Annotated in this window: 17 protein-coding genes; 14 read left to right on the forward strand and 3 right to left on the reverse strand. The window is 61.9% G+C overall.

All coding sequences use genetic code 11. From position 1 onward, the window contains the following. The first annotated feature begins 31 nt into the window (after positions 1-31). Positions 32-1,180, forward strand: coding sequence for a DUF6779 domain-containing protein (locus C7T36_RS24355; protein ID WP_045068303.1), 1,149 nt, complete (start codon positions 32-34; stop codon positions 1,178-1,180). A 13-nt stretch (positions 1,181-1,193) separates the two neighbouring features. Here C7T36_RS24355 and C7T36_RS30665 read toward each other — a convergent pair whose 3' ends face one another. Beyond that, on the reverse strand, positions 1,194-1,319 hold the full coding sequence (locus C7T36_RS30665) for a hypothetical protein (RefSeq protein WP_255285245.1): 126 nt from the start codon (positions 1,317-1,319) through the stop codon (positions 1,194-1,196). Here C7T36_RS30665 and C7T36_RS24360 point away from each other — a divergent pair. The 6 genes from C7T36_RS24360 to C7T36_RS24385 all read left to right on the forward strand — a co-directional run bounded on the left by C7T36_RS24360 (position 1,300) and on the right by C7T36_RS24385 (position 5,674). After that, complete coding sequence (locus C7T36_RS24360; RefSeq protein WP_033236322.1) at positions 1,300-2,241, forward strand: Rossmann-like and DUF2520 domain-containing protein; 942 nt, start codon at positions 1,300-1,302, stop codon at positions 2,239-2,241. The genes C7T36_RS30665 and C7T36_RS24360 overlap by 20 nt on opposite strands. After that, the gene (gene panC / locus C7T36_RS24365; protein WP_172935946.1) at positions 2,234-3,166 is read left to right on the forward strand and encodes a pantoate--beta-alanine ligase; all 933 of its coding nucleotides are present in this window, start codon (positions 2,234-2,236) and stop codon (positions 3,164-3,166) included. Before C7T36_RS24360 ends, panC begins: the two co-directional genes overlap by 8 nt. A 28-nt stretch (positions 3,167-3,194) precedes the next feature. Next, complete coding sequence (gene panD / locus C7T36_RS24370) at positions 3,195-3,641, forward strand: aspartate 1-decarboxylase (RefSeq protein WP_033236324.1); 447 nt, start codon at positions 3,195-3,197, stop codon at positions 3,639-3,641. A gap of 2 nt (positions 3,642-3,643) precedes the next feature. Next, positions 3,644-4,459, forward strand: coding sequence for a type III pantothenate kinase (locus C7T36_RS24375; protein ID WP_033236325.1), 816 nt, complete (start codon positions 3,644-3,646; stop codon positions 4,457-4,459). A 277-nt stretch (positions 4,460-4,736) separates the two neighbouring features. Then, entirely contained in the window at positions 4,737-5,249 is a 513-nt protein-coding gene (locus tag C7T36_RS24380) for a cysteine dioxygenase family protein (protein ID WP_033236326.1), read from the forward strand. A 2-nt stretch (positions 5,250-5,251) separates the two neighbouring features. Continuing rightward, positions 5,252-5,674, forward strand: a complete 423-nt coding sequence (locus tag C7T36_RS24385) for a rhodanese-like domain-containing protein (RefSeq protein WP_033236327.1) — start codon at positions 5,252-5,254, stop codon at positions 5,672-5,674. Here the strand turns inward: C7T36_RS24385 and C7T36_RS24390 are convergent. Further along, positions 5,635-6,612, reverse strand: coding sequence for an AraC family transcriptional regulator (locus C7T36_RS24390; protein WP_045068308.1), 978 nt, complete (start codon positions 6,610-6,612; stop codon positions 5,635-5,637). The genes C7T36_RS24385 and C7T36_RS24390 overlap by 40 nt on opposite strands. Before the next feature lie 80 nt (positions 6,613-6,692). Between C7T36_RS24390 and C7T36_RS24395 the strand changes: the two genes are divergently transcribed. Genes C7T36_RS24395 through lysS form a run of 3 tightly spaced genes read left to right on the forward strand, consistent with a single transcriptional unit; the run spans position 6,693 to position 9,548 of the window. Further along, entirely contained in the window at positions 6,693-7,526 is an 834-nt protein-coding gene (locus C7T36_RS24395; RefSeq protein ID WP_045069603.1) for an NAD(P)H-binding protein, read from the forward strand. Beyond that, positions 7,523-8,044 carry a DUF1772 domain-containing protein gene (locus tag C7T36_RS24400; RefSeq protein ID WP_045068310.1) on the forward strand — a complete coding sequence of 174 codons (522 nt, stop codon included), beginning with the start codon at positions 7,523-7,525 and terminating at the stop codon, positions 8,042-8,044. Before C7T36_RS24395 ends, C7T36_RS24400 begins: the two co-directional genes overlap by 4 nt. Continuing rightward, complete coding sequence (lysS, locus tag C7T36_RS24405) at positions 8,037-9,548, forward strand: lysine--tRNA ligase (protein ID WP_033236329.1); 1,512 nt, start codon at positions 8,037-8,039, stop codon at positions 9,546-9,548. Before C7T36_RS24400 ends, lysS begins: the two co-directional genes overlap by 8 nt. Before the next feature lie 80 nt (positions 9,549-9,628). Here the strand turns inward: lysS and C7T36_RS29945 are convergent, their stop codons facing one another. Continuing rightward, on the reverse strand, positions 9,629-10,006 hold the full coding sequence (locus C7T36_RS29945; RefSeq protein ID WP_045069606.1) for a hypothetical protein: 378 nt from the start codon (positions 10,004-10,006) through the stop codon (positions 9,629-9,631). 267 nt (positions 10,007-10,273) lie between these two features. Here C7T36_RS29945 and C7T36_RS24410 point away from each other — a divergent pair, with 267 nt between their 5' ends. From C7T36_RS24410 to C7T36_RS24425, 4 genes are all read left to right on the forward strand, one after another. Continuing rightward, positions 10,274-11,215 (forward strand): triacylglycerol lipase, encoded by a 942-nt coding sequence (locus tag C7T36_RS24410; RefSeq protein ID WP_045069608.1) that lies wholly within the window; start codon positions 10,274-10,276, stop codon positions 11,213-11,215. Between the two features lie 20 nt (positions 11,216-11,235). Further along, positions 11,236-12,144, forward strand: coding sequence for a triacylglycerol lipase (locus C7T36_RS24415; protein WP_045068313.1), 909 nt, complete (start codon positions 11,236-11,238; stop codon positions 12,142-12,144). A 308-nt stretch (positions 12,145-12,452) separates the two neighbouring features. Continuing rightward, positions 12,453-14,996, forward strand: coding sequence for an ATP-dependent Clp protease ATP-binding subunit (locus tag C7T36_RS24420; RefSeq protein ID WP_033236331.1), 2,544 nt, complete (start codon positions 12,453-12,455; stop codon positions 14,994-14,996). An 82-nt stretch (positions 14,997-15,078) separates the two neighbouring features. Beyond that, the gene (locus C7T36_RS24425; RefSeq protein WP_045068315.1) at positions 15,079-15,558 is read left to right on the forward strand and encodes a nucleoside deaminase; all 480 of its coding nucleotides are present in this window, start codon (positions 15,079-15,081) and stop codon (positions 15,556-15,558) included. Positions 15,559-15,616 lie beyond the last annotated feature (58 nt).

The raw sequence follows: 15,616 nt of genomic DNA on the forward strand, positions 1-15,616 counted from the left end.
ACCTGCGCTCTCGACAAGTACCCTGGCAACCATGACGAATTCTGGTCGATCGAAGTCTGCGCGCCGTAGCAAGCGCAGCGCGAGCCAGATGATCGTTGCCGGTCTTCTTGCTCTCGCCGTCATCGCCTCACTGTTTCTGATCTTCAGTAACAGTGTTCAACTCCTTCGTGTCGGACTGGTGGTGGCGCTCTGGGCAGCCACGCTGGGTGCGATCGCGATGACGAAGTACCGCCGCGAATCGGCGCTCGACAAAGCAAAGGTCGCGGACTTGCAGACCGTGTACGAGCTGCAGTTGGAGCGTGAGATTTCCGCCCGACGCGAATACGAGTTGAGTGTCGAAAGTCGTATCCGCCGCGAAGTCGGCACCGACTCGGCAGAACTGTCAGCACTTCGCGAAGAATTGGTAGCGCTTCGACGCAATCTCGAAGCGCTCTTCGACGGTGGATTGCTCCCCGAACGCCCGGCTTTGAAGGCCGACTCGACGCGCGTCGGAGAACTCGGTGGCGGCTCCTACAGCGCATATCAACCCGCAGCATCGGGCCTGTACGTACCCGGTGCCGGTCAGAACGCCACCAATTCTCCGAGCCCTCAGGTAGGTGGGTTGGCGTCACCGAACGACGGTCCGGTCACCGCCGAAACCACCGTCGTATTCGAGGAAGTCGCGTGGCGCGAGGCAGCTGCGAAGAATGCGGCAGTGAAAGATGCTCAGGTCAAACGCAATTCGCAGCAGGCGCAAGGCGCGCAGCGCGGCGAAAACCGTGAGCCTGCTGTTGCCGCAGTGAAGCCTGTCGTTGTCACGCCGCCGATCGCGAAGCCTGCAGTTGTGAAGCCTGAGACCGTCAAGCCTGTCGCCAAGCCGGTCGTTGACGAGCCAGTAGTCGAAGAAGTGGTCGAGGTAGTCGCCGAAGTAGTCGAAGAGCCAGTGGTCGCCGAAGTAGTCGAAGAGCCAGTAGCCACACCTGCAAGCAGTGCTCCTGAGCCAATTGTCACACCTGCAAGCAGTGCTCCTGAGCCAACATCCGAACCCACGGAGGAACCACGTCGTCGGCGTCGCGCAGTCCCGGACAGTGCCGACAGCGGTGCTCACTCCAACGGTTTGACGGTGGCCGAGATCATGGCAAATCTCAGTTCTGCGAATCCGGCGGAAGGCTCGGGGCGCCGTCGGCGCCGTGAGGATTGAGAGCCGTTGAGTCCTAGATCACTCGCTCGTCCATAGCGTCGCGTCTGGCGCGGGGGATATCCTCGTCGAAGAACGTCTGGTACCCGCAGAGCGGGACTGGAACGAACGAGAGGAATCCGGTGACTTCCTTCGGGATCACTAACGGACCTGTGCCTGCGCGATTGACGGTTGGAATTGTCTCGGCAGGGCGGGTCGGAACTGCTGTAGGCGCCGCACTCGAGCGCGCTGGACACATTGTCGGCGCATGCTCTGCTGTCTCGGCGGCATCAGTTGCGCGGGCGGCCAAACGACTGCCCGATTCCGAGATCCTGCCTGCCGCCGATGTTGCAGCTCGTTCGGAATTGTTGATCCTTGCAGTTCCGGACGATCAACTGGCGGATCTGGTCAAGGGCCTGGCAGCTACGAACGCAGTCAAGCCCGGGACACTTGTGGCCCACACATCCGGTGCCAACGGGATTTCGATCCTGGCTCCGTTGACGGAACTGGGCGCGCTGCCATTGGCTATCCATCCGGCGATGACGTTCACCGGGCACGACGAGGACACCGCACGGTTGTCGTCGGCGTGCTTCGGGATCACCGCTGCAGATGACATCGGGTACGCGATCGCTCAATCGCTGGTCCTCGAGATCGGCGGCGAACCGGTTCGGGTCCGCGAGGAGAACCGTGCGCTGTACCACGCTGCATTGGCGCACGGCAGTAATCACCTCGTCACGCTGGTGGTGGATGCCGTCGAGGCGCTGCGCGCGTCGTTGCAGGGAGATGAGCTGCTCGGTCAGCAGTTGATCGACGGCGATCCCGGAGGAGTTGCAGAGCGAGTTTTGCAGCCACTTCTCTCCGCTGCCTTGGACAACGCATTACGACGCGGCCCGTCGGCATTGACGGGTCCGGTGGCTCGCGGTGATGCCGCGGCTGTCGAGACACATTTACGAGTACTGACGGATCTCGACCCGGAGCTTGCAGCCGGATATCGAGCGATGTCCTTGCGATCGGCCCAGCGGGTGGGCGCCCCCACCACATTGTTCGACATCTTGACTGAAACGGGAGGTGACCGTCGTGAGTGATTTGCAGGGCGGATACAAGCGCGGCGAACTGACAGTGCACCACGAGCCGGACATGATTCGGCGTGTGTCGAAGGCCTTGCGCGGAGTGGGTCGCCAGGTGGCGTTGGTTCCGACGATGGGCGCTCTCCATGCGGGGCACATCGAGTTGGTTCGTCAGGCCAAGATCACCGGAGCGGTTGTCGTCGTCTCCATCTTCGTGAATCCGCTGCAGTTCAGTGCGGGCGAGGACCTGGACGCGTACCCGCGCACCCTCGACGCGGACCTCGATCTGCTTCGGGCCGAGGGCGTCGAGTTGGTCTTCGCGCCGAGCGCGAAGACGATGTACCCGCGCGGTCAGCGCACGACAGTAATGCCGGGTCCGTTGGGCAGCGAACTCGAAGGCGGCGCCCGCCCGACGCACTTCGCAGGCATGCTGACGGTGGTGGCGAAGCTGCTGCAGATCGTGGCTCCCAACCACGCGTACTTCGGGGAAAAGGACTACCAGCAGCTGACGCTGATCCGTCAGATGGTGTGGGATCTCAACTTCGACGTGCAGATCATCGGTGTTCCGACGGTCCGCGAGTTCGACGGACTTGCATTGTCTTCCCGCAACCGTTATCTCGACGAGAGCCAGCGGACCGCGGCCGTGGCATTGTCGGCGGCGTTGATCGCCGGCGCTCATGCTGCCGCCGGTGGTGCGGAAGCGATCCTCGAGACTGCGCGCGCCGTTCTGACCGCGGTGCCCGAGATCGAGGTCGACTATCTCGAAGTTCGTGGTGTTGATCTCGGACCGGCCCCGGAGCGAGGTGACGGCCGACTGTTGGTGGCCGCCAAGCTCGGTACCACCCGGTTGATCGACAACGTGGGAGTCGCGGTGGGAACCGGATTCCTCGAACGTGACACCGATCCTTCCGCCGACGCTGTTGACGACCTGCTGTCTCACTGAGCCCCCTCACGAGTAAAGGACCTTGGATATGTTTCGCACCATGATGAAGTCGAAGATCCACCGCGCGACGGTGACTCATGCCGATCTGCATTACGTAGGCTCGGTCACGGTCGACGAGGATCTGATGGATGCCGCCGATCTGCTCGAAGGTGAGCAGGTGTGCATCGTGGACATCGACAACGGTGCCCGCCTCGAGACCTACGTCATTGCCGGTGAGCGCGGCAGCGGTGTCATCGGAATCAACGGTGCGGCAGCGCATCTGGTCAAGCCTGGCGATCTCGTGATCCTCATCGCGTACGGCGTGATGAACGCGCAGGAAGTCAAGGAGTACAACCCGCGAGTCGTGTTCGTCGACGCCGACAACAACCAGGTGGAACTTGGTTCCGACCCAGCGCACGCACCCGAAGGTTCCGGTCTGATCACTCCTCGTATGCTGTCGACCCTGGACGCCGAGCGCGAATCCAGTCTGGTCTAACCGTGCTGCTCACGGTCGACGTGCGGAACACCAACATCGTTCTGGGATTGTTCTCCGGGGTTGGTGAGTATTCGAAGTTGTTGCAGGACTGGCGGATGCGTACCGATCCGCGGATGACGGCTGATGAATTGGCGTTGACCTTCCGCGGGCTGCTGGGGCAGCATGTCGATCAGATCACCGGTGTCGCGGCGTTGTCGACGGTACCGTCGGTGCTGCGTGAGATTCGCGTGATGCTCGGGCGGTACTGGGGACATGTTCCGCACGTTGTGGTTGAACCAGGTGTGCGAACCGGAGTGCCGCTGCTGGTGGACAATCCCAAAGAGGTGGGTGCCGACAGGATCGTGAACAGCCTTGCTGCGCATTATCTTTACGAGAGCCCCTGCATCGTTGTCGATTTCGGAACGTCGACGTGTATCGACGTCGTGTCGGGCAAGGGTGAGTTTCTGGGCGGCTGTATTGCGCCGGGCCTCGAGATCTCGACCGACGCCTTGGCGTCGCAGTCTGCCGCACTGCGGAAAGTGGAATTGGTGCGTCCGCGTTCGGTGGTCGGAAAGAACACCGTGGAGTGCATGCAGTCAGGAGCGGTGTTCGGCTTTGCCGGTCTTGTAGACGGATTGGTACGACGCGTTCGTGAGGAGTTGCCGGAGTTCGGTGGCTTGGACGTCGCGGTGATCGCCACGGGAGACAGTGCACCGCTGATCATTCCGGAGTCCGCCACCATCGAGCACCTCGAACGGGATCTCACGCTCGAGGGGTTGCGGTTGGTGTTCGAGCGCAATCAGGCGCGTAGGGGATCGGGTCGACGGCCGATAGCGTGACCGTCCATGTGTGACGTAGGGAATTCTCTCCACAGGTTTCGCGATCGCAGAAGTTGTGCCACAATGGTCAACGTGAATCGCTGCATGAGTGCTCAGGAGTGTTGTCGAGGCTGACCGCTGCCTTGACCAATTCACATCTCCTTGGAGCTAGCTCGTGCTACCCACATATTCTGCAGATCTCTCTGTTTTGACCCCTACTCTTGCATCTGGTCGTGGTGTTTCCGCAGGTAACGGTGCTAATCGCGGTTCGTCCGGACGACGTCAGAACCGGGCTTCGTTGCCCACCCGCTTGCGTCCCGCTGATCTTCTGCGCCTCACTGACGAGGGTGCAAACGGTGTTCTCGACGGACGTTTCGATCACCTCATTCCCGAGGCGTTCCCGACCGTCGAGCGGTGGTCCACTCGCTTGTATGCCGACGACGACGTCGACGTCTGGCTCATCAGCTGGGTTCCGGAACGTAACACCGAATTACATGACCACGCAGGTTCTTTCGGGGCCCTCACGGTTCTCAGCGGTTCGCTCACCGAATATCGCTGGGCAGGTGAAGAATTGGTGGAGCGTCAGCTCGACGCCGGCGATCAGGCGGCATTCCAGCTCGGGTGGGTACACGACGTCGTATGGACACCGCCGCAGCCCGGATCGAAGATCGAAATAAGCTCTGATTCACCGACTTTGAGCGTCCATGCCTACTCGCCGCCATTGACGGCAATGTCCTACTACGAAGTCACGGACAACAACACACTTCGTCGCACACGTACCGAGCTGACCGACCAGCCCGAGGGAGTTTGAAAATGACTATCGACCAAATGCTCGACGACGCTCGCGCACAGATCGATCGTATGTACGTCTTCTCGCTCACCGAAGCCTTTCATCGCGGGGCGATCTTCGTCGACATTCGCCCGCAGGCGCAGCGCGCCATCGAGGGAACTCTTCCCGGCGCACTCGCGATCGAGCGGAACGTTCTCGAGTGGCGACTCGACCCCACCAGCAGCGCACACCTCGCGTTGGCCACCGACCACGACGTCGAGTGGGTGATCGTCTGCTCCGAGGGCTACACCTCCAGCCTGGCCGCTGCGTCGTTGCAGCAACTCGGCCTGCGTAACGCCACCGATCTGGTTGGCGGATACAAGGCGATCAAGGCTGCGGGCTTGCTCGGTGCGCTCAGCGGAGTGCGTCATTGCACCCGTGAGTTGGCGGCGGTTTCCGCCCACTGAGGCGGCCGGCGGGTTTGCCGGAACGCTTTCGGGCTCACCCCGTGATGTCGGGTGAAGGCGGTTGTGAGGGCAAAGGGGCTCGAGTAACCCACTTCTCGCGCGATCGACGACACCGTTCGTGCCGGGTCTGCGAGCAGATCTGCCGCCACCGACAAGCGCCACTCGGTCAGGTAGCCAACCGGTCCGATCCCCATGAGACCGGTGAACCGGCGCGCGAAGGCCGCTCGCGAACAGCCGGCCTCCTGGGCCAAAGCCGCGACCGTCCAGGGGTGTTCCGGCCGATTGTGTATGAGCCGCAAGGCATGTCCGATGATGGGATCCTCGTAGGCCTTGATCCATCGCGGTGATCGATCCGGGTTCGCCGCGAACCAGGTACGGACCGCCGAGATCAGAACCAGGTCGAGGAGCCTGTCCAACAACACTTCCTGTCCTGGCCCGTCCGCGGCGATTTGTTGTTCCAGAAGCGTCGTTATCGGTGTGGTTTCCATGCTGCGACGGACTACCGCGACGGGTGTCAGGCTGTCGAGAATCTGCCCGCTGACGTAAGAGTCCAAACGGTATGTGCCCGTGAGCATGACGGTCTGGCCGCTGGTCGAGTTGCCCCACGTGCGAACGCCGAGAACCGACATGTCCTCGAGTGGTGATCCGTCGACTGCGGCGCAGTTTTGTGCCTCGTCGATGAGTACGTGGATCGGGGTGCTTAGGTTATCGGCGACCGTATAGGGATCGGGGCCGCGCAGGAGTGCAATGTCGCCGGCCTCGAGGTTCTCGGTCTGTCCGGTGTCCGAGGCGACGACTGCGGTGCCGCGAACCAGAATCAGCACGGTGACGGGTGCGTGGTCCTCGATACGTAATGACCAGGGCGGATCGAGCAGCGAGCGCAGCAGAAAAGCGCCCTCCGCCCGCGATCCGGCCAGCATCATCGACAATGCATCCATGTTTCGACGGTAGACGCTGACGTATGTTTTTGCGACCTTCAGCTATGGATCGTATTGCCGCCGCGCGATCGAATGAGTTCATGACTACAACAAGCGACATTCAATCGGCAGTAGTGATCGGTGGTACCGGCAAGACCGGTGCGCGCGTTGCGCAGAGGCTGACGGCGGTGGGAATCCGTACCCGAATCGCGTCGAGAACATCCGGGACGCTTTTCGACTGGAACGATCAGACGACGTGGCAGCCCGCAGTGTCCGGCGTCGAAGTGGCATACGTGACGTATGCGCCGGATCTGGCTGTTCCGGGATCGAGCACACACATCGAGGAGTTTGCGAATCTCGCGGATCGCGAAGGGGTCAGGCGCATGGTGCTCCTGTCCGGGCGCGGTGAACCTGCGGCGCAGAAAGCCGAGCAGGTTCTGGCCGACAGCGGTCTGGAATGGGCTGTGGTGCGGGCCAGTTGGTTTGCCCAGAACTTCAGCGAGGGGTATCTACTCGATCCGATTCGGGAAGGCCACCTGGAACTTCCGGTAGGCGAGGTGGGGGAGCCGTTCATCGACGTCGACGATCTCGCCGATGTGGCGGTGGCCGCATTGACTCGGACCGACCTCCTCGGCCGAGTTCTCGAGGTGACGGGTCCGGAGTTGCTCACCTTCGTGGAGGCCGTTGAGGCGATTTCGGCGGCGTCGGGGCGTGCGGTGTCATTCGAAAGAATTGGACTGCAACAGTTTTCCGACGGCATGGCGGAAGTCGGAGTCCCGAGTGATGTCGTGGAGTTGCTCACGTACCTGTTTGCCGAGGTTCTCGACGGACGAAATCAAAGTGTGACCGGCGTCGTCGAAGAGGTCCTGAAACGACCCGCTCGAGATTTCACCACTTTTGCCGCCGAGGCTGCTCGAACGGGGGTCTGGTCGTGAAGAAATCCGAGATCTTTCTGGAGTTGCTGGTCGGCGTGACTGCGTTCGGTGCACTGGTCGCCGGCGGTGCGCTGTTCGCATTCTCCGCCTTCGTGATGCCGGCCCTGCGCTCGGTGGATGCACATACCGCGATTACGTCGATGCAGGCGTTCAACGTGGAAGCACCGCGGAGTGCCTTGATGCTGCCCCTCGTCGGATCGGCGCTCACCGCGATCGCCGCCGGAATCTGGGCATCGATCTCGAGACCGGACGGTTGGGTGCTCGCTGTTGTCGGTTGCGGCGGGGTGCTCGCGTCCTTCGCGGTGACAGCGATCTACCACGTCCCACGCAACGACGCTTTTGCCTCGGTCAGGGCTACCGACGCAGGCGCATGGTCGTCATACGAGGCCGCTTGGACGATGTGGAATCACGTCAGGGTTGGCCTCTACCTCCTGTCGGGAATCGTGCTCGCGGTGGCCGCGGTGCTACCAGCAACAAACGCGGTGGACACGCCCAGTAGTCTTGTACCCCGTGAGTGATGTAGAAGCCCAGCCAGTCGACGACACCCCCGAGCAGCTCCGTATCCGGCGCGAGAAGCGTGAACGGATCCTGGCGCAGGGGCAGGAGGCGTACCCGGTCTCGGTTGATCGCACGCATACTCTGGCGCAGATCCGTGCCGAGTTCCCGGAACTCGAAGCTGACACCGCTACCGGCGTGATTGTCGGCGTCGTTGGCCGCGTCATCTTCATGCGCAACACCGGCAAGCTGTGCTTCGCGACTTTGCAGGAGGGCGACGGTACCCAGCTGCAGGCCATGATCAGCCTCGCCGGCGTCGGCGAAGAGGCACTGGCCGCCTGGAAGTCCGACGTCGACCTCGGCGACTTCGTCTTCATCCACGGTGAGGTCATCAGCTCCCGTCGGGGTGAGCTCAGCGTGATGGCCGACGCGTGGCAGATCGCGTCCAAGGCGCTGCGTCCCCTGCCGGTCGCTCACAAGGAAATGAGTGAAGAGTCCCGTGTGCGTCAGCGCTACGCGGACCTGATCGTTCGGCCCGAGGCTCGGGACAACGCCCGCAAGCGTGTCGCTGTTGTCCGTGCGCTGCGTAATGCGCTCGAGAGCCGCGGCTTCCTCGAGGTCGAGACGCCGATGCTGCAGACGCTGCACGGCGGCGCGGCAGCTCGCCCGTTCGTCACACACTCCAACGCCCTCGATATCGACCTGTACCTGCGTATCGCGCCGGAACTGTTCCTCAAGCGTTGCGTCGTCGGCGGTATCGAGAAGGTCTTCGAGATCAACCGCAACTTCCGCAACGAGGGCGTCGACTCCACTCACTCGCCCGAGTTTGCGATGCTCGAGACGTACGAGGCCTACGGCACGTACGACGATTCCGCGAAGATGATTCGTGAGCTCGTCCAGGAAGTTGCGCAGGAAGCATTCGGCACGCAGGTCCTCACCCTCGCCGACGGTTCCGAGTACGACGTCAGTGGCGAGTGGCAGGTTCTCGAGATGTACCCGTCGCTGTCGGCTGCCATCGGCACCGAGGTCACGCCGGATACGACGGTCGACGAGCTTCTCGCCTTGGCGGAGAAGGTCGGCCTCGAGGTTCCCAAGGACAAGGGCTACGGCCACGGCAAGCTTGTCGAGGAGCTGTGGGAGCACCAGTGCGGCGATCAGCTGTACGTGCCGACGTTCGTGCGGGACTTCCCGGTCGAGACGTCGCCCCTGACTCGTGATCACCGCAGTAAGAAGGGTGTCACCGAGAAGTGGGACCTCTACATTCGCGGATTCGAGCTGGCGACAGGCTACTCCGAGCTGGTCGACCCGGTCATCCAGCGTGAGCGTTTTGTCGATCAGGCGCGCCTCGCGTCGGCCGGCGATGACGAAGCAATGGTGCTGGACGAGGAATTCCTTGCCGCCATGGAGCAGGGCATGCCGCCCACCACGGGAACCGGCATGGGTATCGATCGACTACTGATGGCGCTCACCGGCCTCGGAATCCGCGAGACGATCCTGTTCCCGATCGTGCGTCCGTCTGCTCGCTAGATTTTCCTGAAAAGGGTTCGACCGCACACTGTTGTGGTCGAACCCTTTTTCTGTTCCCCGACGGATTCGGGCCCGCCAGTTCAACGAACTGTTGCGTCCGTGGTCTCCGACTTTCGGATCGTCGAGATGATCTGGTCGATCGCTGCCTTGTCGAGGGACTTGGGGTGACCCTGATCTGACTGGATCAGGAAGATCATCACTTCCGCCGTGGCGTATCCAGGTGTGGCGACGATGTCGAATGTTGCTGATGACGGGTCGCATTCGTTGTCTGGGGGGATGTTGGTGGCGGTTGCGGTGTATCGGACAGCGGGGCGTCCGGAAATGGTGAAGTGAGTTGGTTCGCTGTAGGCGATGGTGGCGTGGGTGCCGTGCTTGTCGGAAAAACTGAGATCGGCTTTGTGGACCCATTCTTGTGCGACGGTGTCGATGTCGACGCCGTTGCGACCGGTTGTCCCCAAGTGCGCCAAAGATAATGGTGTCCTCAGTGGTGGTCCACCCGGCGACTGAGTCTGAGCTATTTCGCCAATCGGGTGGAATGTCATAGGTGAGACCGAATTTGGTGGCGATAGGCTGAGGTTGGCCGGGTTCCACATCGATCTTCGGTGGTGGCCGATCCAGAGGGTTGAATCAGCACATTGTGGGCGCGTTTTCCGAAAAGCGATTGATAACGCGTTCTAGTTTGTTAGCGTCTGCACGGTTTGTATCTGCCGTCAGAGGAGTCGATCGTGCGCAGAACTGGGATTTTCGGGGGAGTTGTACTCGCGGCGGCGATCCTCGTCGGGATGGGGTCGACGGCGTCGGCGCAGGCACCGTTGCCCGTTCCCAGCGCGTTTCTTGCCGGCGTTCCCCAGGAGTTGGGGAATCCTGGTGGTTCGGCTCCCGGATCCAACGACTTTTCGTGTAAGCCGACTGCTGAACATCCGAATCCCGTTGTGCTCGTGCATGGTACGGCCGGCAACCGGGCGACCAACTGGGCTACCTATTCGCCATTGCTCGCCAATGAGGGGTACTGCGTTTTCGCGCTGACCTACGGCAATTTTCCGGAACAGCCGTGGCCGCTGTCGGCGATCGGTGGGATGCAGGAAATACCCTCCAGTGCAGCGCAATTGTCGAGTTTTGTCGATCAGGTTCTTGGTGCTACCGGAGCGTCGTCGGTAGATCTGATCGGACATTCGCAGGGCACGATCATCAACGGGTATTACGCGAAGTTCCTCGGTGGCGCCGACAAAGTGGACAACATCATCTCGGTTGCGCCGCTGTGGAAGGGAACGCTCGGAAACGAGCAGGTCAGCATCGGGCGCACCATGCGTGATCTCGGGGTGTCCGAGGCAGCGCAGGCCGGATTCCCGATCTGTAAAGCCTGCTTGAACATGGGCGCGGGATCGGAGTTCATCGAGAATCTTCGTGCCGGTGGCGTCTACGCGTCGGGTGTTCACTACACGAACATCACGACGCGATACGACGAGCTGGTTCTTCCGTACACAAATGGTCTCGAGCCTGGGCTGAACGCCACCAACATTGTTGTCCAGGACGGTTGTGAGCAAGACATCTCCGATCACCTCGCCATCGCGGCATCGCTGCGCGCTGCGACATTTGCTCTCAATGCGCTCGATCCATCGCACCCGCGACCGGTACCGTGTCATCCGGTGTGGCCCATCGTGGGTTGAGCAGAGCATGGAGGCGTGCGATGGGCATACGGGCACTAGCCTGCGCGGCGGTTGCGGCAGCAGTACTGGGGGCTGCTGCCGCGCCGGAACGTGCGTCGGCGGATACGCCGCCCGTGACTACACCGTCTGTCACTTCAACACTGCCTGTTCCGTTCGGTTTCGCCAGCGGGATTGCGCTGGAAGCGCTCGACCCCGGGGGATCAGTGCCGGGAACCAACAACTACTCGTGCACGCCTTCGGTGGCGCATCCGGATCCCGTGGTCCTCGTCCACGGAACCGCGGCAAACCGTCAGACCAACTGGGCGGTACTTGCGCCGGTTCTCGCGAACGAGGGTTATTGCGTTTTTGCACTCACCTTCGGGAACCGATTCGACCTGCCATGGCCGTTGTCGGCTGCAGGTGGCCTCGCGCCGCTGCCGGAGAGTGCACAGCAGTTGTCGGACTTCGTCGACGGAGTACTGGAGGCGACGGGTGCCTCGAAAGTCGATCTCGTCGGACATTCGCAGGGGACGACCGTCAGTGGGTACTACGCCAAGTTCTCAGGCGGTGACGACAAGGTCTCGAAGATCGTGTCGATAGCCCCGCTGTGGAACGGTTCCGACGTCGGTCCGCCGAAAGGCGTCGGCGGTCCGGATTTCGACAACGCGAGCTTTGTGTCCGAGCTGCGTGACGCCGGCGTGTACGCGGACACCGTCGAGTACTCCAATATCGTGACTCGCTACGACCAAGTAGTGGTTCCGTACACCAGCGGAATACTCGCGGCGTCGAATGCGTCCAACATCGTGGTGCAGGATGGTTGCCCGCAGGACCGGTCGGACCACATTGCCGTGGTGGCGTCACAGAGAACGGCAGCGTTGACGCTGGCGGCACTCGATCCGTCGACGACCCGTGAAATCCCGTGTGATCGAGTGCTCCCGATTATCGGCTGATCTCAGCGCCGAACTCGAATTACGTACCTGTTCGCTTCAGGCGTACAGGAAGTGGGAAACGATTGCCGGAGCTGCGACGTTGTGAGATGTAAGTAAGCCGGTATCCCCTGCCAATCGGGTGGAGGAGCAGCAGGTGGACTTCGCGCCCTCTAGAGTAATAAGTGGGGTCGTGCAACCTCAGTCGATTCGTAGACGCCATGTCTGCTGACCGGCGAGGCGATCAGTCTGTAGTGCCGGAGCGAAACGCGGCGACCAGGGACGAGACATCCGGTCTCGAACCTGCACGCCGGAGAGTGTGAGGGAGAGCGATGTTCGAGAGGTTCACCGATCGCGCGCGGCGCGTTGTTGTCCTGGCTCAAGAAGAAGCCAGGATGCTCAACCACAACTACATCGGTACGGAGCACATCCTCCTCGGCCTCATTCACGAGGGCGAAGGTGTTGCCGCCAAGTCGTTGGAGTCGTTGGGTATCTCCCTCGAGGGAGTCCGCAGCCAGGTCGAGGAGATCATCGGCCAGGGCCAGCAGGCTCCGTCCGGTCACATCCCCTTCACACCGCGCGCCAAGAAAGTCCTCGAGCTGAGTCTGCGCGAAGCGCTGCAGCTCGGACACAACTACATCGGTACGGAGCACATCCTGCTCGGTCTCATCCGCGAGGGTGAGGGCGTTGCAGCCCAGGTTCTGGTCAAGCTCGGTGCCGATCTCAACCGTGTCCGCCAGCAGGTCATCCAGCTGCTGTCGGGCTACCAGGGCAAAGAGCCCACCGAAACCGGTGGCACTCGCGGAGAGGCCGGCACGCCGTCCACCTCGCTCGTGCTCGACCAGTTCGGTCGCAACCTGACGCAAGCTGCCCTCGAAGGCAAGCTGGACCCGGTCATCGGCCGCTCGAAGGAAATCGAGCGTGTCATGCAGGTTCTCTCGCGTCGTACCAAGAACAACCCGGTCCTCATCGGTGAACCCGGTGTCGGTAAGACCGCTGTTGTCGAGGGCCTGGCTCAGGCAATCGTCAACGGTGAGGTCCCCGAGACCCTCAAGGACAAGCAGCTGTACACGCTCGACCTCGGGTCGCTCGTGGCCGGCAGCCGTTACCGCGGTGACTTCGAAGAGCGCCTGAAGAAGGTTCTCAAGGAGATCAACACCCGCGGCGACATCATCCTGTTCATCGACGAGCTGCACACTCTCGTGGGTGCGGGCGCGGCTGAGGGCGCTATCGACGCGGCCTCCATCCTCAAGCCCAAGCTTGCCCGCGGTGAGCTGCAGACCATCGGTGCCACCACTCTCGACGAGTACCGCAAGTACATCGAGAAGGATGCCGCACTCGAGCGTCGTTTCCAGCCCGTTCAGGTGGGCGAGCCCACCGTCGAGCACACCATCGAGATCCTCAAGGGTCTTCGTGACCGCTACGAGGCTCACCACCGTGTGTCCATCACGGACGGTGCTCTCGTGGCAGCTGCGACGCTCGCCGACCGCTACATCAACGACCGCTTCTTGCCGGACAAGGCGATCGACCTCATCGACGAGGCGGGCGCGCGAATGCGCATCCGTCGGATGACTGCACCGCCGGACCTGCGCGAATTCGACGATCGCATCGCCGACGCGCGTCGCGAGAAGGAGTCCGCGATCGACGCGCAGGACTTCGAGAAGGCCGCGAACCTGCGTGACAAGGAAAAGACCCTCGTTGCTCAGCGCGCTGAGCGTGAGAAGCAGTGGCGTGCGGGCGACCTGGACGTCATCGCCGAGGTCGACGACGAGCAGATCGCCGAGGTTCTGGGCAACTGGACCGGCATCCCCGTCTTCAAGCTCACGGAGGAGGAGACCACTCGTCTGCTCCGCATGGAAGAGGAACTGCACAAGCGGATCATCGGCCAGGAAGAGGCAGTCAAGTCCGTCTCGAAGGCGATCCGTCGTACGCGTGCAGGTCTGAAGGATCCCAAGCGTCCCTCGGGTTCCTTCATCTTCGCCGGCCCGTCCGGTGTCGGTAAGACGGAGCTCGCGAAGTCGCTCGCCAACTTCCTGTTCGGCGACGACGACGCTCTGATCCAGATCGACATGGGCGAGTTCCACGACCGCTTCACCGCTTCGCGTCTGTTCGGTGCCCCTCCCGGGTACGTCGGATACGAAGAGGGCGGCCAGCTCACCGAGAAGGTCCGTCGCAAGCCGTTCAGCGTCGTGCTGTTCGACGAGATCGAGAAGGCACACCAGGAGATCTACAACACCCTCCTGCAGGTGCTCGAGGACGGCCGTCTCACCGACGGTCAGGGTCGTACCGTCGACTTCAAGAACACGGTGCTGATCTTCACGTCCAACCTCGGTACGTCGGATATCTCCAAGGCTGTCGGCCTGGGCTTCAGCTCGGGAACGGGCACCGGCTCGAACTACGAGCGGATGAAGCTCAAGGTGCACGATGAGCTGAAGAAGCACTTCCGCCCCGAGTTCTTGAACCGTATCGACGACATCGTCGTGTTCCATCAGCTCACGAACGAGCAGATCGTTCAGATGGTGGACCTGATGCTTGCTCGCGTCGAGAAGGCACTCAAGAACAAGGACATGGCCATGGAGGTCACCGACAAGGCCAAGTCGCTTCTGGCCAAGCGCGGATTCGATCCGGTACTGGGTGCGCGGCCGCTGCGTCGCACCATCCAGCGCGAGATCGAGGACCAGATGTCCGAGAAGATCCTCTTCGGAGAGATCGGACCGGGACACATCGTGCTCGTCGACGTCGAAGGCTGGGACGGCGAAGGCTCGGGCGAGGACGCGAAGTTCACGTTCACGCCTACGAAGAAGCCGATCGACGTGCCGGACGCACCGCCGATCGAACTGTCCAAGGCAGGCGAGAGCGAAAGCGCCGCAGAGTAAGTAGTACAGAGCTGTAAACGAAAACGGGCGGCACCCTTACCGGTGCCGCCCGTTTTGTGTATCACGGGGAGAGAGCATATTCATGAACGAGATCGAGATGGGCCATCTGCGTCGTTGTGTCGAATTGGCGCGAGAGGCCTTGGACGAAGGCGACGAACCGTTTGGATCGGTACTTGCTGCCGCTGACGGGACTTTCCTCGCGGAAGATCGAAACCGAATTGCGGGAGGCGACAGCACACGACATCCGGAATTCGAGTTGGCGCGGTGGGCTGCGCAGTATCTGACGACGGAAGAGCGCTCTACGGCAACGGTATTCACCTCCGGCGAGCATTGTCCGATGTGTTCGGCTGCTCATGCCTGGGTGGGATTGGGCCGGATCGTGTACGTGTGTTCGTCTGCGCAGTTGAGTGAATGGCTTACGGAGTGGGGAGTGGCCTCGGGGCCGGTACGATCCCTCTCGATCAACGAGGTTGCGCCGAATCTTCCGGTGGAAGGGCCGGTTCCGGAGCTGGTCGATGAGGTCCGCGAACTGCACCGCATGCTGCACTCACGCGGCGCCTGACGACACGCAAACGGGCGGCACCTCTCGATCGAGATGCCGCCCGCTCTATGGCGTTCAG

Origin of the sequence: Rhodococcus sp. AD45-ID (assembly GCF_003023755.1) — a bacterium.
GTDB lineage: Bacteria > Actinomycetota > Actinomycetes > Mycobacteriales > Mycobacteriaceae > Rhodococcus_F > Rhodococcus_F globerula.

Coding starts and splice junctions, on each gene's coding strand:
- panD (WP_033236324.1), top strand. CDS start 3,195: ATGTTTCGCACCATGATGAAGTCGAAGATCCACCGCGCGACGGTGACT.
- C7T36_RS24425 (WP_045068315.1), top strand. CDS start 15,079: ATGAACGAGATCGAGATGGGCCATCTGCGTCGTTGTGTCGAATTGGCG.
- C7T36_RS24415 (WP_045068313.1), top strand. CDS start 11,236: ATGGGCATACGGGCACTAGCCTGCGCGGCGGTTGCGGCAGCAGTACTG.
- C7T36_RS24385 (WP_033236327.1), top strand. CDS start 5,252: ATGACTATCGACCAAATGCTCGACGACGCTCGCGCACAGATCGATCGT.
- C7T36_RS24395 (WP_045069603.1), top strand. CDS start 6,693: ATGACTACAACAAGCGACATTCAATCGGCAGTAGTGATCGGTGGTACC.
- C7T36_RS24390 (WP_045068308.1), bottom strand. CDS start 6,612: ATGGATGCATTGTCGATGATGCTGGCCGGATCGCGGGCGGAGGGCGCT.
- C7T36_RS24420 (WP_033236331.1), top strand. CDS start 12,453: ATGTTCGAGAGGTTCACCGATCGCGCGCGGCGCGTTGTTGTCCTGGCT.
- C7T36_RS24355 (WP_045068303.1), top strand. CDS start 32: ATGACGAATTCTGGTCGATCGAAGTCTGCGCGCCGTAGCAAGCGCAGC.